The sequence below is a fragment of the Pseudomonas sp. RC10-4-2 genome (genome assembly GCF_050433085.1).
Classification (GTDB): Bacteria; Pseudomonadota; Gammaproteobacteria; order Pseudomonadales; family Pseudomonadaceae; genus Pseudomonas; species Pseudomonas aeruginosa.
This window is the reverse complement of sequence record NZ_JBNPXX010000002.1, coordinates 1,444,236-1,467,092: the sequence shown is the minus strand read 5'-3', so window position 1 is coordinate 1,467,092 and position 22,857 is coordinate 1,444,236. Positions and strand designations below refer to the sequence as shown.

16 protein-coding genes are annotated in these 22,857 nt (G+C 67.8%); 7 read left to right on the top strand and 9 right to left on the bottom strand.

Features of this window, described 5'->3' with window-relative positions; genetic code table 11:
- Nucleotides 1–116 precede the first annotated feature (116 nt).
- Entirely contained in the window at nt 117–1,034 is a 918-nt protein-coding gene (locus FHW81_RS14925; RefSeq protein ID WP_003105052.1) for a dihydrodipicolinate synthase family protein, read from the top strand.
- A 92-nt stretch (nt 1,035–1,126) separates the two neighbouring features.
- Nucleotides 1,127–2,707, top strand: coding sequence for an aldehyde dehydrogenase (NADP(+)) (locus FHW81_RS14920; protein ID WP_171893891.1), 1,581 nt, complete (start codon nt 1,127–1,129; stop codon nt 2,705–2,707).
- Nucleotides 2,708–2,810: 103 nt separating this feature from the next.
- On the opposite strand, the gene lhpD is transcribed toward FHW81_RS14920, so the two are convergent.
- The gene (gene lhpD / locus FHW81_RS14915; protein WP_003082545.1) at nt 2,811–3,815 is read right to left on the bottom strand and encodes a bifunctional delta(1)-pyrroline-2-carboxylate/delta(1)-piperideine-2-carboxylate reductase; all 1,005 of its coding nucleotides are present in this window, start codon (nt 3,813–3,815) and stop codon (nt 2,811–2,813) included.
- Between the two features lie 239 nt (nt 3,816–4,054).
- Here lhpD and FHW81_RS14910 point away from each other — a divergent pair, with 239 nt between their 5' ends.
- Entirely contained in the window at nt 4,055–5,680 is a 1,626-nt protein-coding gene (locus FHW81_RS14910) for a methyl-accepting chemotaxis protein (RefSeq protein WP_171893892.1), read from the top strand.
- Between the two features lie 12 nt (nt 5,681–5,692).
- Here the strand turns inward: FHW81_RS14910 and aprI are convergent, their stop codons facing one another.
- From aprI to aprX, 6 genes are all read right to left on the bottom strand, one after another.
- Complete coding sequence (gene aprI / locus FHW81_RS14905) at nt 5,693–6,088, bottom strand: alkaline proteinase inhibitor AprI (RefSeq protein WP_003082543.1); 396 nt, start codon at nt 6,086–6,088, stop codon at nt 5,693–5,695.
- Nucleotides 6,089–6,334: 246 nt separating this feature from the next.
- On the bottom strand, nt 6,335–7,774 hold the full coding sequence (gene aprA / locus FHW81_RS14900) for a serralysin family metalloprotease AprA (protein ID WP_003082542.1): 1,440 nt from the start codon (nt 7,772–7,774) through the stop codon (nt 6,335–6,337).
- A 358-nt stretch (nt 7,775–8,132) separates the two neighbouring features.
- Nucleotides 8,133–9,578 carry an alkaline protease secretion protein AprF gene (aprF, locus tag FHW81_RS14895; RefSeq protein ID WP_012614361.1) on the bottom strand — a complete coding sequence of 482 codons (1,446 nt, stop codon included), beginning with the start codon at nt 9,576–9,578 and terminating at the stop codon, nt 8,133–8,135.
- Between the two features lie 3 nt (nt 9,579–9,581).
- Nucleotides 9,582–10,880: an alkaline protease secretion protein AprE gene (gene aprE / locus FHW81_RS14890; RefSeq protein ID WP_003082540.1), complete on the bottom strand. Its 1,299-nt coding sequence runs from the start codon at nt 10,878–10,880 to the stop codon at nt 9,582–9,584.
- A complete protein-coding gene (gene aprD / locus FHW81_RS14885) occupies nt 10,877–12,658 on the bottom strand; it encodes an alkaline protease secretion ATP-binding protein AprD (protein ID WP_171893893.1) in 1,782 nt (593 codons plus the stop codon). The genes aprE and aprD overlap by 4 nt, the downstream gene beginning before the upstream one ends.
- Before the next feature lie 86 nt (nt 12,659–12,744).
- Entirely contained in the window at nt 12,745–13,989 is a 1,245-nt protein-coding gene (aprX, locus tag FHW81_RS14880) for a type I secretion system-dependent protein AprX (protein WP_003122213.1), read from the bottom strand.
- Nucleotides 13,990–15,030: 1,041 nt separating this feature from the next.
- Here aprX and FHW81_RS14875 point away from each other — a divergent pair.
- Nucleotides 15,031–15,345, top strand: a complete 315-nt coding sequence (locus FHW81_RS14875; protein WP_003086723.1) for a LasR-specific antiactivator QslA — start codon at nt 15,031–15,033, stop codon at nt 15,343–15,345.
- 228 nt (nt 15,346–15,573) lie between these two features.
- Complete coding sequence (locus FHW81_RS14870; protein ID WP_025270930.1) at nt 15,574–18,150, top strand: PAS domain-containing protein; 2,577 nt, start codon at nt 15,574–15,576, stop codon at nt 18,148–18,150.
- A 22-nt stretch (nt 18,151–18,172) separates the two neighbouring features.
- Here FHW81_RS14870 and FHW81_RS14865 read toward each other — a convergent pair whose 3' ends face one another.
- Both FHW81_RS14865 and FHW81_RS14860 read right to left on the bottom strand, forming a co-directional pair.
- On the bottom strand, nt 18,173–19,945 hold the full coding sequence (locus FHW81_RS14865; RefSeq protein WP_003086721.1) for a S8/S53 family peptidase: 1,773 nt from the start codon (nt 19,943–19,945) through the stop codon (nt 18,173–18,175).
- A 79-nt stretch (nt 19,946–20,024) separates the two neighbouring features.
- On the bottom strand, nt 20,025–20,585 hold the full coding sequence (locus FHW81_RS14860; protein WP_033940034.1) for a TetR/AcrR family transcriptional regulator: 561 nt from the start codon (nt 20,583–20,585) through the stop codon (nt 20,025–20,027).
- Between the two features lie 164 nt (nt 20,586–20,749).
- On the opposite strand from FHW81_RS14860, the gene FHW81_RS14855 reads away from it, so the two are divergent.
- Nucleotides 20,750–21,547: a crotonase/enoyl-CoA hydratase family protein gene (locus tag FHW81_RS14855; RefSeq protein WP_003086719.1), complete on the top strand. Its 798-nt coding sequence runs from the start codon at nt 20,750–20,752 to the stop codon at nt 21,545–21,547.
- A 56-nt stretch (nt 21,548–21,603) separates the two neighbouring features.
- Entirely contained in the window at nt 21,604–22,488 is an 885-nt protein-coding gene (locus tag FHW81_RS14850) for an alpha/beta hydrolase family protein (RefSeq protein ID WP_031756314.1), read from the top strand.
- Nucleotides 22,489–22,857: the final 369 nt, after the last annotated feature.

Genomic DNA, 22,857 nt, shown 5'->3' with positions numbered 1-22,857 from the left:
AAACCGATCCGGCGCGTACCGGATCGCCCACGACGGCGAACGCTGCCGTCGCCCTGTGACTCGGACCGCAGCGGTCCGATTGAATTCGTATACGAAATACGAACAAAGGAGAAACCATGAGCAAGCACGTCAACTGGAGCGGCGTATTCCCCGCGGTCACCACCCAATTCAACGCCGATTTCTCGGTGAACCTGGAGGAAACCCACACGGTCATCTCCAACCTGGTGCGCGACGGCGTGTCCGGGCTGGTGGTATGCGGCAGCGTCGGCGAGAACACCTCGCTGACCATCGAGGAGAAGATGGCCGTCACCGAGGTCGCCAAGGATGCCTCCGGCGGCCGCGTGCCGGTGATCTGCGGGATCGCCGAGTTCACCAGCGCCGGCGCGGCGAAGGTGGCCAAGGCGGTGGAGCGGGTCGGCGTCGACGGCATCATGGTGATGCCGGCGCTGGTCTATTCCTCCAAGCCGCACGAGACCGCCGAGCATTTCCGCAGCGTGGCCAGCGGCACCGACCTGCCGGTGATGGTCTACAACAACCCGCCGATCTACCGGAACGACGTCACCCCGGACATCCTGGTTTCCCTGGCCGACTGCGAGAACATCGTCTGCTTCAAGGACAGCTCCGGCGACACCCGCCGCTTCATCGACGTACGCAACCAGGTGGGCGAGCGCTTCATCCTCTTCGCCGGGCTCGACGACGTGGTCCTGGAAAGCGTGGCGGTGGGTGCCCAGGGCTGGATCTCGGGAATGTCCAACGTGTTCCCGAAGGAAGGCGAGACCATCTTTCGCCTGGCCAGGGCCGGGCGCTTCGCCGAGGCGATGCCGATCTACGAGTGGCTGATGCCGATCCTCCATCTCGACGCCCGTCCCGACCTGGTGCAGTGCATCAAGCTCTGCGAGCAACTCGCCGGTCGCGGCAGCGCCCTCACCCGTCCACCGCGCCTGGCCCTGCGCGGCGCCGATCGCGAGCACGTCGAGCGGATCATGGCCAAGGCCCTGGCCAGCCGGCCGGCGCTGCCGGACGTCGGCTTGTAGCCGACGCCGCGCCCTCGCCGCCTCGCTCCCCGGGGAGCGGCCGGCGAGGGCCAGCGGCAGAGCATTCCGTCCACCGTCCCCAGGGAGGCCCCATGCCCAGCATCCTCGGTCACAACTACGTCGGCGGCGCTCGCAGCGCCGCCGGCAACCTCATCCTGCGCAGCCTCGACGCCGACAGCGGCGAAGCGCTGCCCTACGCCTTCGTCCAGGCCACCGAGGCGGAGGTCGACGCCGCCGCCCGCGCCGCCGAACGCGCCTATCCACACTACCGGCAACTGTCCGCCACGCGCCGCGCCGGATTCCTCGAGGCGATCGCCTCGCGCCTCGACGCCCTGGGCGACGACTTCGTCGCCCTGGTCCGTCGCGAGACCGCGCTGCCCGCCGCACGTATCGAGGGCGAACGGACACGTACCGCCAACCAGTTGCGGCTGTTCGCCGAAGTCCTGCGGCGTGGCGACTTCCACGGCGCGCGCATCAATCGCGGACAACCCGGGCGTACCCCGCCGCGCCCCGACCTGCGCCAGTGGCGAATCGGTCTCGGCCCGGTGGCGGTGTTCGGTGCCAGCAACTTCTCGCTGGCCTTTTCCACCGCCGGCGGCGACAGCGCCGCCGCCCTGGCCGCCGGCTGTCCGGTGGTGGTCAAGGCCCACGGCGGACACATGGCCACAGCCGAATGCGTGGCCGACGCGATCCTCCAGGCGGCGGCCGACAGCGGCATGCCGGACGGGGTATTCAACATGGTCTACGGCAGCGGCGTCGGCGAGGCGCTGGTGCGCCATCCGGCCATCCGCGCGGTCGGCTTCACCGGTTCGCTCAAGGGCGGGCGCGCACTGTGCGACCTGGCAGCGGCGCGGCCGCAGCCGATCCCGGTGTTCGCCGAGATGAGCAGCATCAATCCGCTGGTGGTGCTCCCCGAAGCCCTGCGCCGGCGCGGCCGGCAGGTGGCGGAGGAGCTGGCCGCCTCGGTGACGCTCGGCTGCGGCCAGTTCTGCACCAAGCCGGGCCTGGTGCTTGGCCTGCGCTCCCCCGGCTTCGACGCCTTCGTCGCGGCCCTGGGCGAGGCACTGGCCGCCAGGCCGGCACAGAGCATGCTCAACGCCGGCACCTTGCGCAGCTATGTCGAAGGACTGCAACGCCTGGAGCGCCACCCCGGCATCCGGCACCTGGCCGGCGCGCCACAGGAAGGGCGGCAGGCCCATCCGCAGTTGTTCAAGGCCGACGTGGGCCTGTTGCTGGAAGGCGACGAACTGCTCCAGGAAGAGGTGTTCGGCCCGGCCACCGTGGTCGTCGAGGCGGCCGACGAGGAACAGCTTGCCCGCGCGCTGGACAACCTGCACGGCCAGTTGTCGGCGACCCTGATCGGCGAAGCGGACGACCTCGCGGCGTTCGCCGGGCTGGTCCCGCTGCTCGAACGCAAGGCCGGGCGCCTGCTATTCAACGGCTATCCGACCGGCGTCGAGGTGTGCGACGCCATGGTCCACGGCGGCCCCTACCCGGCCACCTCCGACGCTCGCGGCACCTCGGTGGGAACCCTGGCCATCGAGCGTTTCCTGCGCCCGCTGTGCTACCAGGACTACCCCGACAGCCTGCTCCCGGACGCCCTGAAGAACGCCAACCCGCTGGGCCTGCTGCGCCTGGTCGATGGCCGGAGCACGCGCGAGGCGCTGGATTGAGCACGCCTGGGAGCCTGGATGGCGGATAGCGCCGTTGGCGCTATCCGCTCTACGCAGTCGTCCTCGTTGCGCCACGCTGTCCGGTCGGCCCCTCGCCTTGCGCTCACTCCAGCAACGCCAGCAGCTCCCGGTGCAACGCCTCGGGAATCGTCACACCGTCCCTGGCGCTGCGTTCGCGCGCTTCGAAGCGTCGCTGCGAGGGCAAGCGCGCGCCCTGTTCGACGATGCCTTCGAACAGCGTCTCGGCGCGCGCCAGGTGCTCCTCCGCCGAGGCGCCGAGCATGCGCCGCGGATCGATGGCGATCAGCAGTTCGCCACCGTAGGGAGAAGAACGGCTGCCCTCGTCGTAGGCCAGCGACTCGGCACTGGTCAGGTCGCCGATCAGCGGACCGGCGAGCAGTTCGACCATCGCCGCCAGGGCCGAGCCCTTGTGCCCGCCGAAAGTGAGCATGGCGCCTCGCAACGCGGCGCTGGCATCGGTGGTCGGCTCGCCCTGCTCGTCCACCCCCCAGCCCAGCGGGATCGGCTTGCCGGCGCGTTCGTGCAACTGGATCTCGCCACGCGCCACGGCGCTGGTGGCGAAGTCGAAGACGAACGGCGGGCCGTCCGGACGCGGCCAGCCAAAGGCGATCGGGTTGGTGCCGAAGATCGGCTTGCGTCCGCCCGCCGGCGCCACCCAGGCATGACTCGGCGTGGTCGCCAGGGCCACCAGGCCCGCCTCGGTGAGTGCCTCGACCTCAACCCATAGCGCGGAGAAATGCACACAGCGGTTCACCGCCATCGCCGCGATACCCTGGCTGCGGGCCTTCTCCAGCAGATGCGGCAGCCCCAGCCGGAATGCGCACTGGGAGAACCCGCCATGGGCGTCGACCCGCAGCAGGCCGGGAGCGATGTCGTGCAGTTCCGGCTCGGCGTCGGCGGATACCTTGCCAGCCTTCAGGGTGGCGATGCAGCCGAGCAACCGCCAGATACCGTGGGACGCGCATTCGTCACGCTCCCCCGCCACCAGGGTATCGGCCACCGCCTGTACATGGGCTTCGCTGAAAGCGTGCCGGCGCAGGATGCGCACGGCCAGCTCACGGACCTCGTCCAGCGTCATTCGGATCACGGGCTTCTCCTTGTTCGACCAATCCCTAGGGTGGCCTGCCGCGACAGCCTTCTCTTGACCTCAATCGACCCGGAGCATGCCGAAAACGGCACAACCGGCTCGAGCACATCGAAAACTTACAGAAAATTCCTAGCAATCATGTAAGGCAATTCCAAATAGCCCCGCAGACCATCAAGAAACCCTTCCGCGCCCCGCTACAGGACCAAGCACCTTCCCACAGCCCGGTCGGAGACCACCCCATGCTTCTTCGTCGTATCGCCATCACCCCACGCGCCGTCATCGGCTTCGCCATCCTCGCCTCGCTGCTGGTGGCGCTCGGCCTCTTCGCGCACAACCGCATGGGTTCGCTGAACCGCGCCGCCAAGGATATCGGCGAGGTCTGGCTGCCCAGCGTCGAAGCCTCGGCCCAGCTCAGCGGCCTGATGAGCGAACTGCGCCTCGGCGAGATGAACCACGTGCTGCTGCACGACGCCACGCGCATGCGCCAGCAGGAACAACGGATGGACGAGGTCATCGCTACCCTCGCCAGGGTGGAAAGGGAATACCGCCCCTTGCTGGTCCTGGACGAGGAGCGCGCGTTGCTCGACCAGTTCGTCCAGCGCCAGCAGGAGTACCTCGAAGGACACGCCGCCCTGCTCGCGCTGTCCCGTGACAACCGTACCGACGAAGCCAGCGTGCTGATGGGCGGGGCCCAGTTGCAGCGCTACGAGCAGGTGCAGCGGACCCTGAAGCAACTCATCGCCCTCGACCGCGAGGCCGCCCGCGCCTCCACCGCCGAAGCCGCCGATGTCTACTCCCGGGCCTCCACCGCGATCCTCGCGGTGCTGCTGGTGGCCCTGGCGGCCAGCGTGACGATCGCCTGGCTGCTGACCCGCAGCATCGTCGTGCCGATCCGCCAGGCGGTGTCCTGCGCCGACCGCATCGCGGCCCGCGACCTGACCGGCGCGATCGCCAGCGACGGCGACGACGAGCCGGCGCAACTGATGAAGGCCATGCGCAGCATGCAGGCCAGCCTGCACGACACCATCGAGCAGATCGGCGATTCCGCCGCGCTGCTGGCCGCCGCTGCCGAGCAACTGAACGCGGTGACCGAGGAAGGCAACCGGTCGCTGGCCCGGCAGAACGATGAGATCGAGATGGCCGCCACCGCGGTCAACGAAATGAGCGCGGCGGTCGAGGAGGTCGCGCGCAACGCCAGCTCCACCGCCGAGGCCTCCAGTCTCTCGGAACGGGCCGCCGGCAACGGCCGCGCACGGGTCGGACAGACCGTCCGCTCGATCCGCCAGATGAACGCCGAGATCGGCCAGACCGCGCGCCTGGTGGAAGGCCTGGCCAGCCAGGCGCAGGACATCGGCAAGGTGCTCGACGTGATCCGCGCCATCGCCGAGCAGACCAACCTCCTCGCCCTCAATGCCGCCATCGAGGCCGCCCGCGCCGGCGAGCAGGGCCGCGGATTCGCGGTGGTCGCCGACGAAGTGCGCGCCCTCGCCCACCGCACCCAGCAATCGACCCATGAGATCGAAGGCATGATCGCCAGCGTCCGCGAGGGCACCGACACCGCGGTGTCCGCGATGCGCGAGAACGACCAGCGCGCCCGGCAGATGCTCGACGAGGCCGAGGCCGCCGACCACGCCTTGGGCGAGATCGCCGAGCACGCCACGCGGATCAACGAGCGCACCCTGGTGATCGCCAGCGCTGCCGAAGAGCAGGCCCACGTCGCCCGCGAGGTCGACCGCAACCTGGTGAACATCCGCGACGTTGCCGTGCAGACCACCCAGGGCGCCGAGCAGACCCGCGGCGCCAGCCACGAGCTGTCGCGCCTGGCCAACGACCTCAAGGGCATGATCGGTCGCTTCGTGGTCTGACCCGCAGGCGAGCTAGGGCGTCGCGCGGCGCAGCACCAACTGCCCGCCGTCGCCCTTCTGCACCCGGTAGTCGCCCTCGCCCTGGCGACCGAGGAGCATCAGGGTCAGGCCGCCGCGTTCGAGCAGCGCGATCCCGGCCGGGGTAGGCCTCCAGGCGCGCGGCTCGCTGGGCAGCCAGCGCGTGAGGCAGGCGGTATCGCCGCCCAGGTCGTAGCCACTGGCTTCCGCCACTTCGCTGTCGCGCAGCTCCAGGTGGCAGATCGCGGGCGCCTCGTCCTGCTGCAGGGTCCATTGCCCGGCGAGATCGGAAGCGCTGAGAAGAATCAGACTGCTGGCCATACTGATACCTGTGCTGAAAAAACCGCAGAGCAAGCAAACCATCCTGGAGAGCTTCGCGCTTGCCGACATCGAGAGATCTCCTTCAAGCCTGGAACATCGGATAACACGGCGAACGCCGCCCGCCATCCTCGCTTCGAACGCCAGCGCGCGCCAGGCGCCGCGGGCCTCCGTTCGTCCGCCAGGCCGCCGGCCCACGGGCGCGCCACAGTTCACAACTTCGCTCCTGTGGAAGACACCTATCAATTCGAACAGTGCCCGGCCGGCCGAAGGGCCGCGGTTCGTACCGCCGCACCGAACCGCGCCCGCTTCAGCGCGTCAGACGACGATGTCGGCCTGGGTCGCCTGGCCGATCAGATTGATCGCGAAATCGGCATGGGCGTCCCCGCTGAAGTCGATCGCCAGGCTGCCGGCCTTGCTCGCCGCGTCGTAGGACAGGATCGCCTGGCCGGCCTTGCCGGCGAAGGCGTCGACGTATTGCAGCACCAGCCCGCCGTTGACGAAGGCATCCAGCCCGGACAGGTCGATCTTGTCCTGGCCGCTGACGAAGTCGCGCAGGGTATCCGGCGCCGCCGCGGAGGACTCGGCGATATCGCCGTAGACGAAGGTGTCGGCCCCCGCGCCGCCCCACAACTGGTCCGCGCCGAGGCCGCCGTAGAGGATGTCGTTGCCGGCGCCGCCCTTGAGCACGTTGGCCACGTCGTTGCCGATCAACAGGTCGCTACCCGAGCCGCCGATGGCGTTTTCCACGGTGACCCCGGCAGCGATCGACACATTGCCCTTCAACCCGCCGACATCGGACAGCGCCTTCTCGTTGAGGTTGATCTTCTGGTTCTGGCTGAAGCCGGAGAAGTCCAGGGTGTCGTTGCCGCCGGCGTCCCACACCGAGAACACCAGCTTGGAACTGGACGAGGTGGCGCTGTAGAAGTCGCGCTCGGTGTTGGAGTTGAAGCCGTACACCGTGTCGCCGGTGCGGGTGGTCAGGTTGGCCCCGTAGAGCTTCTGGATCGCCGCGATGTCGTCCAGCAGCGGTGCCGAGGAATAGGCGCCCTTGAAGTCCTGGCCGGTGTTCTGCTCTTCCCAGTAGCTCATCACCGAATAGGCGCGGGTGTCCTCGGCGTAGGTAGCGTCGGCGTAGGTGGGATCGCCCTCGCCGGCGTTGTAGTCGCCGGGGTGGCTCAGGCCCAGGGTATGGCCGATCTCGTGGGTCAGGGTCTGGCGTCCGTAGTTGCCGTTGGCCGGATTGACGTTGGCGCTGTAGCTGCTGTTGATCAGGTACCAGGATTGCCCCTTGAGCGCATCCGGTACATCCGGCAGGAAGGCGAACGCCGCACCGCCGACACTACTGCTGAAGTTGCCGAAGGTCAGGTCGCCCTGATCGCCCTGGCCGGCGTCGACGAAGTGGATATTGGTGACGTCCGACCAGGATTGCAGCGACAACTTGGCCTGGGCCTGCTGCTGCGCGGAAAAGGCGCTGAACTTGCCCAGCGAGTAGATATCGCTGACATACTTCCACGGCGTATTGAAGAAGTCGTTCGGTTTGGTCAGGAACGAATAGGACAGGGTCAGCACCGAGTCGCCCGGCGCTTTCTGCCAAGACGCCTGTTCGCGGAGGATCTGCTCCGCCGCTTGGTCGACGGTATAGGACGGATGGCCATTGACCAATTCGTCCCCGCCCCGCGCATAGGCATGCAGGAAGTTGTCTACCTGGGTATACGCATCGCTACGACCTTTCAATGCAAGAGAATTGCTGGACATTGTCATATCCCTTTAAGTTGTAAAGGAAATAACTCGGATACAATTATCGGATGGATAATTGCAGTTATCGGCCAGATCAGGCCGAAGTCCAAACTGACACAGCTCATTTTCCAATGTCCACAGGTTTCATGAAAAAAATTAAGCTGCACTTAAAGCATATGCACGAACGAATTCCGCACATATGAAATCATGCAGGAAAGATAAACTACCGAAGACACTGGAATATTATAAAAACCGTTTCATATAAATAGCGCCTTATTGAAAAAACAATTCCATGCGTATTGTTCGACCTCTGTCGACCCGCCCGGGACATCGACTTCACGCCAGGCGAACAATTGCCTGCACGTCCTTCGCGGTCTCAATTGAGCGCGCCCCGGTTTTCCTCCGTATCGGTCTTCGACAGGGTGTGCAGCGGCGCCGGGCAATCCGTCGTCGCGCAGTCGCGGCGGCGCGCCGGCGTCTCGCCGGAAACGAAGTTCGCCGCCACCAGTTCCAGGTCGGCTTCGTCCAGCACCCCGGCGTAGAAACGCAGGCGTGCCCAGGCCGTGAGGTAGTCGTACTTGGCCTTGGACAGCTCGTTCATCGCGCTGTACAGCGCCTGCTCGGCGTTCAGCAGGTCGAGGTTGACCCGCACCCCGGCGGCGATGCTCTTGCGCGTGGCCATCACCAGCGTCCGCGCCGAATCCACGGTCATCTCGTAGGCGCGGATCTTCGCCGCGCTGCTGCTGCTCTGGTTGTACATCTTGCGCACCTGGTTGAGGGTCTCGCGGACCTTGTCGTCCAGGTCGTAATGGCTCTTCTCCATGCGATGCGTGGCCTGGCGCGTCGCCGCCAGGGTCTCGCCGCCGGAGAACAGCGGAACGCTCAACTGGATGCCGACGCTGTCGGTCTCGTAGCGCTGGTTGTAGGTGTTCTCCGAACCGGACTTGGACTTGCCGGTGCTGGCGTACAGGCCCAGGCGCGGCAGGAAGTCGGCGCGGTTCTGCTCGACCTCGTAGCGGGCCACGTCCACCGCGTGGCGCAGCGAGGCCAGCTCGGGATTCTCGGCCAGCGCCAGGTCGCGCCAGGCGGTGTAGCTGGCGGGGCTCAGCGGGCGCACCTGGAAGCGTTCGCCGAGCGGCGCCAGGTCGGCGATCTCCAGCGGCGCCCCGACCAGCCGCTCCAGCTCGCGCAGGGCGGCATCCTGGCTGTCCCGCGCCTCGATTTCCTGGGCCTGGGCCAGGTTGAAGCGGGCCTGGGTCTCCAGGGTGTCGGTGCGGGTGCCGTTGCCGCGCTCGAACTGGCGCTGGTTGAGCTGGAACTGCTCGCGGTAGGAGCGTTTCTGCGCCCGCGCCAGTTCGATCTGGTCCTGGGCCAGCAGCGCGCCGGTATAGGCTTCCAGGACCCGGACCAGCAGTTCCTGGCTCTGGCTGCGGAAGCGCTCGTCGGACAGCAGCGCCTGGGCCACGCCCTTGCGGTAGCGGCTGAAGGCCTCGTAGTCGAACAACGGCTGTTGCAGGCTGAGGGTGGAGACGTAGCTGTCGTAGTCGCGGTCTTCCTTGAAATCGCCGCGGGTGGTGGTCTGGGTCACATCGGACCAGCTGCGCCCACGGTTGTAGCTGTACACCAGGCGCGGCAGCAGCGCCGCGCGGCCGAGCGCACGGTATTGCCTGCCGGCCTCGTGCTCCTGGATCGCGGCCTGGAACTGCGGGTCGTTCTCCAGGGCCAGGTGATAGCCGTCCAGCAGGCCGAGGGCGAAGGCGTCCTCGCGCAGCAGCAACAGGAAGGCGCCGAACAGCCAGGTCATCAGGCGGCGCATGGTCATCGGTCAGTTCTCCGCCAGCGCCACGTGGGCGCGGTCGAACAGGGGCTTGAACAGGTAATTGAGCAGCGAGCGCTCGCCGGTGCGGACGAACACCTGCACCGCCATCCCCGGGCGGATCTGCAGGCCCTTCAGCTTGCCCATCGCGGCCGCGTCGACCTGGGCGCGCAGCGCGTAGTAGGGCTGCTTGTTCTGCTCGTCGAGCAGGCGGTCGGCGCTGACCATGGTCACCTCGCCGGTGACCCGCGGGGTCTTGCTCTGGTTGAAGGCGGTGAACAGCATCTCCACCGGCAGCCCGCTGTGGATCCGGTCGACCAGGTTCACCGCGAGCTGGCCCTCCACTTCCAGGCTGTCGCTGTTGGGCACGATGTACATCAGCAATTCGCCGGGGCCGATCACCCCGCCATCGGTGAACACCTTCAAGCCGGCCACGTAGCCGCTGACCGGCGCGCGGATCTCGGCGTGGCGCAGTTCGTAGCGCGCCGAGGACAGCTCCTCCCAGAGCGTCCGCGCATTGACCTGGGTTTCCGCCAGTTGTCCGTTGACTTCCTTGCGGTACTCCTCCTCGCGTTGGGCGATGCGCATCTGCGCCTCGGCGATGCTCTGGCGGATCTGCCCGAAGCGACCGCTGCTCTCCGATAGCCGGGCGTTCACCTCGGCCAGTTGGCGCTCCTGTTCGAGCAACTGGTTGCGCGGCATGTAGCCTTCCTCGGCGAGGTCGCGCGCACCGCTCAACTGGCTGTTCAACAGGCGTTGTTGCAGGCGCTGGTTGCCCTCGGTCTGGCGCAACCCTTCGAGCTGGGCGCGCAGCCCCTCGATGTTCGCCCGCAATGCGGAGAGTTCGTTGGCCAGCGCGGTCTGGCGGCTGTGCAGCAACTGCCGCTGCAACTCCAGGCGCTCGCCGAGGGTCGGCAGCGGGGCCTGCTCGGCCAGCCCCGCGGGCATCTCCAGGGTCCGCCGGCCGTCGTATTCGGCCTGCAGGCGCGCCTGGTTGAGCCGCGCGTTGGCGTACCGGTTGAGCAGCGAATCGACGTTGGCCCGGGCCTGGGTCGGTTCCATGCGGATCAGCGGCTCGCCCGCCTCCACATGCTGGCCGTCGCGCACCAGGATGTGCTTGACCACCCCGCCCAGCGGATGCTGCACCGACTTGCGCTGGCCGGAGATGATCACCGTGGCCGGCACCGCCACGCCCTGGTCGAGCGGCGCGAAGGCGGCCCAGAGCAGCGCGCCGCCGAAGCCGAACAGGACCAGCAGCCAGCCCAGTCGCGCATAGGCGTTCTCGTCGCGTTTCACCGTGCGGGTCATTCCACACCTCCCTGGCGCGGCGCGGCCACCACCTGCGGCGCGCCGTAGCCGGCCACCCGGTAGTCCGCGCGCTGCTGCGACGCCGACGCGGCGCGCTGGTTGTTCAAGGCGGCGAGCACCTGGTCGCGCTCGCCGTAGAGGTGCAACTGGCCGGCGTTCAGCGCCAGCAGGCGGTCGGCGCAACCCAGCACGCCGGCCCGGTGGGTGATCAGCAGCACCGTGCAGCTACGCGCCTTGAGCGCCTGGATCGCCGCCAGCAGCGCCTGCTCGCCGCTGTCGTCGAGGTTCGAGTTGGGTTCGTCGAGCACCACCAGGGTCGGCGCGCCGTACAGCGCCCGGGCCAGGGCGATGCGCTGGCGCTGGCCGCCGGAAAGCCCGGCGCCGCCGACGCCGAGCACGGTGTCGTAGCCCTGCGGCAGGCGCAGGACCAGTTCATGGACCCCGGCCAGGCGCGCCGCCTCCACCACCTTGTCGGCCTGCACCTCGCCGAAGCGGGCGATGTTTTCCGCCACCGTGCCGGCGAACAGTTCGATGTCCTGCGGCAGGTAGCCGATGCGCGGGCCGAGGGTCTCGCGCTCGTACTGGCGGATCTCGGCGCCGTCCAGGCGCACGCTGCCGTGCAGGGTCGGCCAGATGCCCAGCACTACCCGCGCCAGGCTCGACTTGCCGGAGCCGGACGGACCGATCACGCCGACCACCGAGCCGGCCGGGATCGCCAGGGTCAGACCACGCAGGGTGCGCGCCTCGCTGCCGGGCGGCGCCGCGTCCAGCGATTCCAGCAGCAGGTGGCCACGCGGCTCGGGCAATTCCATGCGCCGCTCGCGGGCGGGGAATTCGTCGAGCAGGCCGCTCAGCCGGCGATAGGCATCGCGCGCTGCGCCCCACTGCTTCCACACGCCGATCAGTTGGTCGATGGGCCCCAGCGCACGGCCCATCAGGATCGAGCCGGCGATCATCATCCCCGGGGTGATGCGTCCCTCCACCGCCAGCCAGGCGCCGAGGCCGAGCACCAGGGATTGCAGGGCGATGCGCAGGTATTTGCTCAGCGCGTTGATCCGCGCCGCGCGCTCGCTGGCCAGGCTCTGCTGGTCGAGGAACGCCTGGTGCAGCCGTTCCCAGCGCCCGCGCATGCTGCCGAGCATGCCCATCGCCTCGATCACCTCGGCGTTGCGCAGGTTGTTGCTGGCCAGTTGGCCGGACTTGATCGACAACTCGCCGGCCTTGGCCAGCGGCGCACGGGTGGCGCGTTCGTTGAACCAGGCGAGGGCCATCAGGGCCAGCGCGCCGACCAGCGAGAGCAGGCCGAGCCAGGGGTCGAAGAGGAAGATCACCAGCAGGTAGACCGGGAACCAGGGTGCGTCGAAGAAGGCGAACAGCGCCTGGCCGGTGATGAACTGGCGCAGGGTGGTCAGGTCGTGCAGCGCCTGGCTGGCCTCCTGGCCGCCGGCGCGCAGGTTGCGTTCGAAGGTGGCGGCGTAGATCCGCCCGTGCAACTGGCCGTCGAAGCGTTCGCTGACCCGCACCAGGACGAAGCTGCGCAGCGCCTCCAGCGCGCCCATGAAGACGAACACGCCAAGCGCCATCAGGGTCAGCATCAACAGGGTGACTTCGTTGGCCGAGGACAGCACGCGGTCGTACACCTGCAGCATGTACAGCGAGGGCACCAGCATCAGCAGGTTGATCACCCCGGAGAACGCCGCCACGCTGCGCAATGCGCCGCGGCTGGCCGCCAGGGCCTGTTTGATTTCGTTGGTAACGCTGGAACCGAGCCTTGCCATCGAGCGCGCTCACTTCTGCCACGACTGCCGCTGGAATCCCGAATGAGCCCGGATGGCACCTCCCTGTGCCGGGCGTTCCCTCGCCGTCAGGCGGCCAGGGCCTGATGCTCCGGCGCCGGGTCGGCGCCGATCAGCTGGATTGTCGGCGGCGCCGCTTCGCCGCCGTGGCCGAGCAGCGCCGCGAGCACCTTGCCGGCCCCGTCCAGTGCGCTGTGCGCGGTATCCCCGGCGATACCGGCGACGATCGACAGGTCATTGTCGAGGTCATGCACCAGCTCGATCTGGCCCTTCGGCCCGACCCCGGCGACATCGACACCGGCAATCGTTTGCGCATACAGCTTGCTGTCGAAGTGCAGGTCCAGCGTCGGCAGCGAGACACCGATGTCCTTGACCACCGGCACGTAGCCGAGGATGCCGCCGACGATGGGCAGGTCCTTGAGGGTCACCTCGTTCCAGCTCAGCAGCTTGACCTCGTTGTAGCTACCCAGCTCCAGGGTGCCGCCGAGATTGGCCACGCCGAGGTTGTAGCTGGGTCCGGCGATACCGTAGAACTTGGCGCTGAAGCCTTCCTTGTCGACCGAGCCGACCACTCCCAGGCCGCCGAGGTTGAGCGGCGCCAGCACCGGCACCAGCGGCGCGGTGATCGGATTCAGCGCCAGGGCTGCGGTGACCAGCGGAGTCAGCGGCGTCTCGCCGCCAAAGGTCAGGCCTTGCTCGGTGAGGGAGACGTTGATCGGCAGCGGGCCGAGGATGCCGCGGCTATCGGGAATCACGCCCTGGTCGTGATTGCCGCCGAGCAGCGAGCCGATCACATTGACCCCGAGCAGGCCGTCGCTATTGCCGAGGCTTAGCGAGCCACCCTGGTAGGCGGCGTGGTAGAGATCGTTGGCGGCCTTCAGGCTGTCGCTGCCGAATTCCCAGGCATGGCCGACGGTGGCACCGACGCCCTGCCCCAGGTCACCGACCAGCTTCAGGTAATCCTCCGGCTCGACGCGCCCGTGCAACAAGTCGTCGGCGATCGCCAGCGAGTTGCCGGCCAGCCCGCCCAGCGTGCCGACCGCGGAGCCTACGGTGTCGAGGGCGTCGCCGGCGATCTCGCCGAGCGTGCCGGCCACCGCGCCGACCGTACCCTCCAGCGCCTGCTCCACGCTGGCAACGGCGTCATGCACCGATGTAAGCGCTTCGTGCACCTGCTGCTCCACGGCGTCGACGGTGGAGCCCACCAATGTCCTGGCCACGTCCGCCACCGCCGTGACGGCGGTGGCGGCCACCTGCGTCGCACGCTCGTAGACCTGGCCGAACAGGTTCGCGGCTGCATTGAATAATCCCATCTTCTGTTCCTCGATTGAGTTGTCTCGGTTATCGCGTTTCCGGCGCAGGTCGCTGTTTACCGACCGAACCGGTCACGCGGTTAAGCGCAGTCAGTGAGTTCCGCGAGAAAACGGAACGCGGGTACCTGAAAGTTCATCAGGCCTGGCGACAACTTGTTTTTATTGGAAGACAGGAGCCCCCCGAGGGCGAAACCCATTTAATCCCGAGCAGCCCGCAACAGAGCGCTCTCCACCGCTTCGCCTGTTAAGTAGGACTAACATGGGAAAGGCAAATTTGTACCACCACTTAAATCAGTTCAATACTTTGGTTGGGCATACCGACCTGTCAGTTCTGCCAGGTGGATTTCCAAGCCCCTGATTCCTAAACGGATTATTGACGCTTTTAATTAATATCGAATGACGGACGGTCGCCCCGGTACGAACTCTGACGAAAATCAGAAATGAAGAAAGGGTTATATCCTTATGCACCAAAGTGCCGAGCCGCCCTCGCGGCGTGCCCAACTAGCGTGCAACTTCGGCAGCGCCCTCTTCGAAGAAGCGAATGACACTTTTGCGTGGCTCATAAGGAATACTCTTATTACGTGAAGCGCATCACAAAATATTGAATCGAACAGTCCAGGCGGATTGTTTTCTCCTGGTAAACGATGATTAACGGCGCGCTCCAAGGCCGGGTTATTTCAATGAATCGCTTCAGCCAACGCCTTGCCTGCCGATAGCCTCTGCCGTCACCCGTTCCCGCCCTTGCTCCCCGCCTTGCCTGCCCCTATCCTGCGCCCGTCACGGCCAAATCCGTGACCGGGTTTGACAGCCCGAAGAGACGGCGCGATGCGCCGAGCGGTGCATGCGAAAGCAGCGAATGCTTTTGCAGGCATCGGCTCGACCGCAGTTTTCCAACTGCGGGCCTTCATGGCGGATCGCGTGGGGAGACCCTCGTGGTCTGCCGGTTCCGTTTCCCGGTCTGTCAACCCTGCGCGATCCTGCCTCCATCGATTGACAGCGAAGGCGGCAGGTCATGTGACTCTCAGAAACGGAGTACCCAGCATGACGAAGGATGAAAAGGAAAAGACCCACGTCGACGCAATCATCGAACGCTACAAGGACCTGATGGTCGAGATTCCCCCCGCCGACCGGCAACCCGGTCTCTCCCTGCTCTGGCCGGTTCCCGCCCAGCCCGCCATCGACAAGGGCGTCCGCCAGGCCGAGAACTGGCTTGCCGACCAGATCGAAGGCCAGCTCTGGACCGCCTTCGCCTTCGGCCGCGACAGCCTGCCCACACCGATGCAGAAGACCGCCTTCGAAGTGGCCTTCCTGACGCGCCTGCAGCAGCGCCTGGTAGCCGCTCGACGTTCCGGTTGACCCGACCATGGCGAATGACGCCGGTGGCGTCGTTCGCCCCGACGTCAGGTCTCCATCGCGGTCTCGGGCACCGCGTACGAAATCGTCGCCAGGCTCCGCCTCGCGGTAACGGTCGAGCGCCCCCGTGCGCCATCCCGCCCAGCCGGATTGAACGCAAGCGCACCCACCGCCCTCCTATATTCCATACGACCCACCACCTCAACCGGAACCGAGCAAGACTCCGCAGACATGGCACAGCCTTTCACCATCGAACCGGACCCGAACACCCTTGACCATCCACCGGCCTTCCTGGCCAACGGAGGAGCGGTCGGGAAACTGTTGCTCAGCCTCGACGCGGCCAGTTCGCCCCTCGGCCCGCCGGACGCCTGGTCGGCGAGCCTGAAGACAACGATGGCCACGCTGCTGCCGGCCAAGGCGCAGATCGTGCTGTTCTGGGGCGCGGAATTCGTCGCCCTGTACAACGATGCCTACGCGCCGAGCATCGGCGACAAGCATCCGCGCGCCCTCGGCCGGCCGGCGATAGAGAACTGGCGGGAGCTGTGGGATGACCTCGAACCGCTGCTGCGCGGGGTGTACGAGACCGGTGAAACCTTCGCGGCAAAGGATCGGCCCTTCTACATCGAACGCCATGGACGCGGCGAGACGGTCTATTTCGACGTGTCCTATTCGGCGGTGCGGGAAACCGACGGTTCCGTCGGCGGCGTGCTGTGCATCGTCACCGAGACCACCGAGCGGGTGCGTTTCGAACGCCGCCAGGCGTTCCTCCTGGAACTGGGCCAGACCCTGCCGTCCCTGGCCGATCCCCTGGAGATCGAAGCCACCGCCCTGCGCCGGCTCGGCGAGGAGCTGGGCGCGTCGCGGATATTCTTCGGCGAGGACAACGGCGACGGCATGACCTTCCAGGTTCATCGCGACTATCTCCACGACGGCCGCTCGGCGGTCGGTCGGCATCGCTACCTGTCGTTCGGCGCCACCCTGTCCGGCGAACTGCATGCCGGACGCAGCGTGGCGCGGGAAGACCTCGCCGGGGAGCGCGGCATGAGTCTCGACGAGGCGGCGAGCCGCGCGCGCCTGGGGCTGGGCGCCACGCTGCACGTCCCGGTGCTGCGCCACGGCCGGCTGGAGGCGCTGCTGGCGATCCACTTCGCCCATCCGCAGGCGCTCGGCGAAGATCCGCGCCGCCTGGCGGAGGAAGCCGCCAAGCTGGCCTGGACCTCGCTCACCCATGCCCGCGCGGAGCTGGCGCTGCGCACCAGTTCCGCGCAACTGGCGGCGATGTTCGACCAGGCCAGCGCGGGCATCGCGGTATGCGACCGGAACTGGCGCTTCACCCGGGTCAACGATCGCTACTGCGAGATCGCCGGCCGTTCGCGCGAGACCCTGCTCGGCCTGCGCATGCAGGACATCCTCGCCCCCGCCGACTTCGCCCTCCCCGCGGCGCCAGGCGGAGCGACCGGCGCGGCGTTCGAGATGAGCGGCCGCTACGTTCGCCCCGACGGCGATACGGTGTGGGTGCAGAACCAGGTCACGCCGCTGGTGGACGAGCAGCATGCCGCCAGCGGCCTGCTCTGCGTGTGCATGGACATCAGCGCGCGGGTACGCGCCGAGAACGAGCTGCGCGAACTCAACGAAAGCCTGGAAGAACGTGTCGCGACCATGCTCGCCCAGCGCGAAAGCGCCCTGGCGCAGCTTCACGAGGCACGCAAGATGGAGATGGTCGGCCAGTTGACCGGCGGCATCGCCCATGACTTCAACAACCTGCTGACGCCGATCATGGCCTCGCTGGAACTGATCCGCCGGCGGCTCGACGACGCCCGCTCCACCGACCTCATCGACGGAGCGCTACAGTCCGCCGAACGGGCGCGGAACCTCGTCGGTCGCCTGCTCACCTTCGCCCGCCGGCAAACCCTCAAGCCGCAGGCGGTGGCCCTGCGCGAGCTGGTCGAAGGCATGCACGACCTGATCGAGCGCTCGCTCGGCCCGACCATCGAGGTCCGCATCGAGATCCCGGAACGCCTGCCGGCGGTGGTGGTGGATCCGCACCAGTTCGAACTGGCCATCCTCAACCTCGCGGTGAACGCCCGCGACGCCATGGGCGAAGGCGGCCGCCTGGAAATAGGCGCGCGGACCGACCTGGTGATCGACGGCGCAGTGGACGGTCTCGGCGCCGGCCGCTACGTGTGCCTGGAAGTCGCCGACAACGGCGGAGGCATGCCCGCCGAGGTGCTGGCCCGCTGCATGGAGCCGTTCTTTTCCACCAAGGGCGTGGGCAAGGGCACCGGCCTTGGCCTGTCGATGGTCCAGGGCCTGGTCGCCCAGTCCGGCGGCGGCCTGGGCATCCACTCGGAGATCGGCAAGGGGACCCGGGTGAGCATCTGGCTGCCGATCACCGCGGAGCAGACGCAATCCACCGCAGAAAGCTGCCCGGACGCACCGGAAGCGTTGCGGCCGACCCACGTGCTGCTGGTCGACGACGACAGGATGGTGCGCTACACCACCGCGCTGCTGCTCGGCGATCTCGGCTACCAGGTCAGCGAGGCGGCGTCGGCGGAGGAAGCCCTGGGCGAGGTCGAGCGCGGCCTGGCGCCCGACCTGCTGGTCACCGACCATCTCATGGCCGACAAGACCGGCGTGCAGCTTGCCGAGGAACTGCGCCAGCGCTTCCCGCAATTGCCGGTGCTGGTCATCACCGGCTACGCCAACCTCAGGCCCGAGCAACTCAACGGCTTCGAGGTGTTGACCAAGCCGTTCCGCCACAACGAACTCGCCGAACGCCTCGCCCGGCTGCTGGAAGCCTCGCCGTGAGGCCCCGGGCCGGCGGAACGCCTCAGCGCACGCGCTCGCGGCTCTTCACCGCCAGGTCCAGGGCTTTCTGCATGTCCAGCCGCGCCGAGCGGCCGACGTCGCGGTGGTCCAGGCGGTAGCCGCGCTCCGAGGGCAGGATCGGTGCGGTGAGGTCCTCGGCATCGGCCGGCTCGAAATCGTAGTCGCCGCCGATGGTCATGGCGCTGCGCCGGAGCAGCATGCGGATCTCCTCGGGTCGCAGCCGCGGGTTGAGGGAAAGCATGGCGGCGACCGTGCCGGCGACCATCGGCGTGGCATAGGAGGTGCCGCAGTGCACCTCGCCCCGCGCGTCCCGCTCCAGGGTCGAGGCATGGGTACAGGCGGCGGCGGTGACATCCACCCGCATGTCGACGTTCGAGGTGCTGCGCTTGACCGCGTAGGCCGGGTCGTCCACCGCCAGGCCTTGGCGCTCGCTGCGCTGGTGGCCGCCCACCACCAGCAACTGCTCGGTGACGAAGGAGGACGGCAGGCGGTATTCGTCGGTACCGGAGTAGGACGAGCCGTTGCCGGCGGAGTTGACCACCAGCACGTCCGGATGCTCCTTGCGCAGCCAGAGGAAGAACTCCTCGAGCAACTCCTCGTAGCCGCTCATGGCAATCCCCGAGCGCACCAGCGAATCCACCTCGTCGCCATCGACGTCGCGAGCGCCGACGCGGTGGATGCCCCAGCTCCAGTTGAGCACCCGCACGCCATCCTCCACCAGGTTCACCGAGGCGGCGACGTTGGCCGTGATGCCAGCATCCGAATTGCGCTCGACGATCACTTCGAAACCCTGGCTGGCGCGGTCCAGCCCACGCAGGAAGCCACTGTTGCCGCCCTGGTCCCAGCGCGCGGCGAGGATGCCGGCGACCGTCGAACCGTGGTTGTCGGGACGTTCGGCATCGCGCGCGTAGAGGCAGGTACGCGGTGCGGGCGCCTTGCAGGGGCCGAGGTAGTCGGCGAAGTCGGGAGCGTCGAAGTCGACGTCGCGCTCGATCACCCCGATGCGCACCGGGCGGGTCTCCAGCGGCGCCTGGCGGGCGCGGACCCGACGCTGGTAATAGTTCACCGCGTCCATGAAACGATTGGCCGCCCACTCGTCGGAGTCGCTGTCCGGCTTGTCCACGGGCCGGCGCGCCGCCTCGGTTTCCTCGCCCTTCTCCGGCGCGGACTCCTCCACCACCACGGCGTCCACGCTGGTCTCGCTGCCGATGCGGAGGACCAGCGCGTCGCGCTGGACGAGGTCGCGCGCCGGCAGGCGCAACTGGTAGAGGTTCAACGGCGGGATCGCGCCGACCACCCGCGCGCCATATTTATCGGCCAGGCGTTCGGCCTCCCGGCGACCGTCGTGGTTCTCCTCGATCAACAGGCTGACCAGGTCGACGTAGGTGGTCAGGCCATCCATGTTCTTCGCCACCTCGTCGGGACCGGCGGCGAGCACATGGCTGCCGTTCAGGGTCAGCCATACCGGATTGCTGCTGCGCCCGCCCTGCTCCAGCCAAAGCGGACCGCTGGCGTGGCCACGGCGGTCCAGGCGGAGCCGCAGGCCGTCGCCCTCGCGCCGCAGGGCGGTGGCCGGCAGTTCGCGGCCGTCCAGCAACAGGCGCGGCAGGCCGGCACCCAGGCCGCGCACGCGCAGGCACCACTCCTGCCGCTCGCTGGCCAGGAGATCGCCGCAGCGCTCCAGGCGCTCCAGGCGCAGGGGTGTTTCGGCGGCGACCAAAGGACTGCCCAGGGACGCGAAAAGGATGGCGAAAACGGCACGGCGCAGCGGCATGGACTCAGCTTCCGGAACGGGGACCTGTTGTTCCGACCGCCTGGCGAAACGCTTCGTTCAGGTTGAAGGCGGGCGCAGGCTAGCCCGCCAGTTGCTCCAGCGCTCGCCGGGTGACGCCATCGATATAGCCCGGCTCGCCATAGATGCGCGCCAGCAGGATGGCGCCTTCGAAATCGGCCACCAGTTGCCGGCCGCGCTCCAGCGCCTGCGCCTCGTCGAAGGCCGGGCGGTAGAGCTGGGCGAAGGCTTGCGCCCAGTCGTCGAGGAAACTGCGGATCGGCGCCATCAGCTCGCTGCAACCATAGCTGGCGTCGACCGCGACCACGCCCATCAGGCAGCCGATGCTGTCGTCCTGGAACAACCGGGCGGCCTTGCGGCCGAGTTTTTCCAGGCGCTCGCGGGGCGTCAGCAGCGGGTCGTAGGCGATGCTGAAGAGCGTCTCGGCGAGCCGCTGGTGGGTCCATTCGAGAACGTCGCGGAGCAAGGCTTCCTTGTTCGGGTAGTGGTGGTAGAACGAGGCCTTGGTCAAGCCGCAGGCGCTGGACAGCATTTCCATGGTGGTGCCGTGGTAGCCGTAGCGACGGAAGGTGCCGGCGCAGCGCTGGAGAAGCTCGTCGCGGGAGATTTTCAACGGACGCACGGAAGGTTCCTGCTCTCGATCAAAGGCGTTGATTCTATGCCATAAGCCTTGGCGCCTCAATTTGACGGTTACCGAATGTTTGTTTAGTTTTTAAAAACCGAATGTTCGGTAGGTAACTAGAAGAAGTTTCCGCTCCACCAACCCAAGCACAGGAGAGAGGCATCATGAGCGAAGCCAACAGCGGCCCGGGCCGCGTCACCCGAGAGCAGCGCGGTCATCTGTTTCTCATCGGCCTGGACCGCGCGGGCAAGCGCAACGCCTTCGACAGCGCAATGCTGGCGGACCTGGCGCTGGCCATGGGTGAATACGAGCGCAGCGAGGAATCCCGCTGTGCCGTGCTCTTCGCCCATGGCGAGCACTTCACCGCCGGGCTCGACCTGATGGAACTGGCACCGAAGCTCGCCGCCAGCGGTTTCCGCTATCCGGACGGCGGCGTCGATCCCTGGGGCGTGGTCCAGCCGCGTCGGAGCAAGCCGCTGGTGGTCGCGGTGCAAGGCACCTGCTGGACCGCCGGGATAGAGCTAATGCTCAATGCCGACATCGCGGTGGCCGCGCGCGGCACGCGCTTCGCCCATCTGGAGGTGCTACGCGGCATCCCGCCGCTGGGCGGATCCACCGTGCGCTTCCCGCGCGCGGCGGGCTGGACCGACGCCATGCGCTACATCCTCACCGGCGATGAGTTCGATGCCGACGAAGCCCTGCGCATGCGCCTGCTCACCGAGGTGGTGGAACCCGGCGAGGAACTGGCACGGGCCCTCGAATACGCCGAGCGGATCGCCCGGGCCGCGCCGCTGGCGGTGCGCGCCGCGCTGCAATCGGCGTTCCAGGGGCGCGACGAGGGGGACGATGCGGCGCTGTCGCGGGTCAACGAGTCGCTGGCCGCGTTGATCGGCAGCGAGGACGTCCGCGAGGGCGTGCTGGCGATGGTGCAAAAGCGCGCGCCGGCGTTCAAAGGCCGCTAGCTCCCCTGCGGGTCGACCCCCGGTCGCTCCGCTCCATCTCTCCTGCGGAAACCGACATGACTTCGTTGACTCAACATTCCGCAGCGCCGGTGCGGATGGAACGCCTGGCCCTGCCCGCGACCGACGGCTATCCGCTGTCCGCCTACCGCTACCACGCGCCGGGCCACGCCCATGGCAACCTGCTGGTGGCCGGCGCGACGGGCGTCGCCCAGCGCTTCTACCGGCGTTTCGCCGAACACGCCGCGCGCCAGGGCTTCGACGTACTCACCCTGGACTATCGCGGCATCGGCGAATCCGCGCCGGCAAGCCTGAAGGGCTTCGCCATGTCCTACCTGGACTGGGCCTACCGGGACCTCGCCGCCGCCGTCGAGCTGCTCGGCCGGGAGGAGCGGCCGCTGTACTGGATCGGCCACTCCTTCGGCGGCCACGCCATCGGCCTGCTGCCCGACCATGGGCGGCTCGCCGCCTGCTACAGCTTCGGCAGCGGCGCCGGCTGGAGCGGCTGGATGTCGCGCCGCGAAGCGCTCAAGGTGCGCCTGCTGTGGACCCTGGTGCTGCCGCCGCTGGTGGCCTGGAAAGGCTACATGGCCTGGAGCCTGCTGGGCATGGGCGACGACCTGCCGCTGGGGGTCTACCGCGACTGGAAGCGCTGGTGCCGCCATCCCCGCTACTATTTCGACGACCCGGCGATGCGCCACCTCCACCAGCGCTACGCCGCAGTGCGCACGCCCTGTCTGTTCGCCACCGCCCTGGACGATCCCTGGGCACCGCCGCGCTCGCGGGACGCCTTCGTCGAGGCCTACCGCAACGCACCGCTGGAAACCCTCGACCTGCGACCCGACGGTGGACCGCTCGGACACATGGGCTACTTCCGCGCCGGTGCAGAGGCGCTGTGGGACGACGCTCTGCGCTGGCTGAGATGGCATCCGGAGAACGCCTGAAAGACCAGCGAGAGCGCGCCATGCACCCGTTGCCGTTGTCCCTTCGCCTGTTCGCCGTCGCATTCTGGCTGGGCGTGGTCGCCGTGGAGTTCCTTCTCGAACGCAGCCGCGCCGAAAGCCGCGACCGGGGTTTCGCCGGGAGACCGCCACCAAGGGCAACAGCTTTGCCGGGGTGAACCGCTACTCCCGGCAGATCGCCCGCATCTCCCTGCTGGCCATCCCGGCCGGGCTGCTGGCCCTGGGCTGCGGCCCGTACCTGATGCGACAACGCTGAAAAATCCGCCGACTGTCCATTTCGCGACGATGACTGGCGCTTTTGCCGGCGCAGGCCGCCCGCGCCTGCCTTACCGTTCCCCGCTCTTTCAGACA

What these genes read in the sequence shown, in the direction of transcription:
- FHW81_RS14925 (WP_003105052.1), top strand. Translation starts at nt 117, where the DNA reads ATGAGCAAGCACGTCAACTGGAGCGGCGTATTCCCCGCGGTCACCACC.
- FHW81_RS14920 (WP_171893891.1), top strand. Translation starts at nt 1,127, where the DNA reads ATGCCCAGCATCCTCGGTCACAACTACGTCGGCGGCGCTCGCAGCGCC.
- FHW81_RS14910 (WP_171893892.1), top strand. Translation starts at nt 4,055, where the DNA reads ATGCTTCTTCGTCGTATCGCCATCACCCCACGCGCCGTCATCGGCTTC.
- aprI (WP_003082543.1), bottom strand. Translation starts at nt 6,088, where the DNA reads ATGTCGGCAAGCGCGAAGCTCTCCAGGATGGTTTGCTTGCTCTGCGGT.
- aprA (WP_003082542.1), bottom strand. Translation starts at nt 7,774, where the DNA reads ATGTCCAGCAATTCTCTTGCATTGAAAGGTCGTAGCGATGCGTATACC.
- aprF (WP_012614361.1), bottom strand. Translation starts at nt 9,578, where the DNA reads ATGACCATGCGCCGCCTGATGACCTGGCTGTTCGGCGCCTTCCTGTTG.
- aprE (WP_003082540.1), bottom strand. Translation starts at nt 10,880, where the DNA reads ATGACCCGCACGGTGAAACGCGACGAGAACGCCTATGCGCGACTGGGC.
- aprD (WP_171893893.1), bottom strand. Translation starts at nt 12,658, where the DNA reads ATGGCAAGGCTCGGTTCCAGCGTTACCAACGAAATCAAACAGGCCCTG.
- aprX (WP_003122213.1), bottom strand. Translation starts at nt 13,989, where the DNA reads ATGGGATTATTCAATGCAGCCGCGAACCTGTTCGGCCAGGTCTACGAG.
- FHW81_RS14875 (WP_003086723.1), top strand. Translation starts at nt 15,031, where the DNA reads ATGACGAAGGATGAAAAGGAAAAGACCCACGTCGACGCAATCATCGAA.
- FHW81_RS14870 (WP_025270930.1), top strand. Translation starts at nt 15,574, where the DNA reads ATGGCACAGCCTTTCACCATCGAACCGGACCCGAACACCCTTGACCAT.
- FHW81_RS14865 (WP_003086721.1), bottom strand. Translation starts at nt 19,945, where the DNA reads ATGCCGCTGCGCCGTGCCGTTTTCGCCATCCTTTTCGCGTCCCTGGGC.
- FHW81_RS14855 (WP_003086719.1), top strand. Translation starts at nt 20,750, where the DNA reads ATGAGCGAAGCCAACAGCGGCCCGGGCCGCGTCACCCGAGAGCAGCGC.
- FHW81_RS14850 (WP_031756314.1), top strand. Translation starts at nt 21,604, where the DNA reads ATGACTTCGTTGACTCAACATTCCGCAGCGCCGGTGCGGATGGAACGC.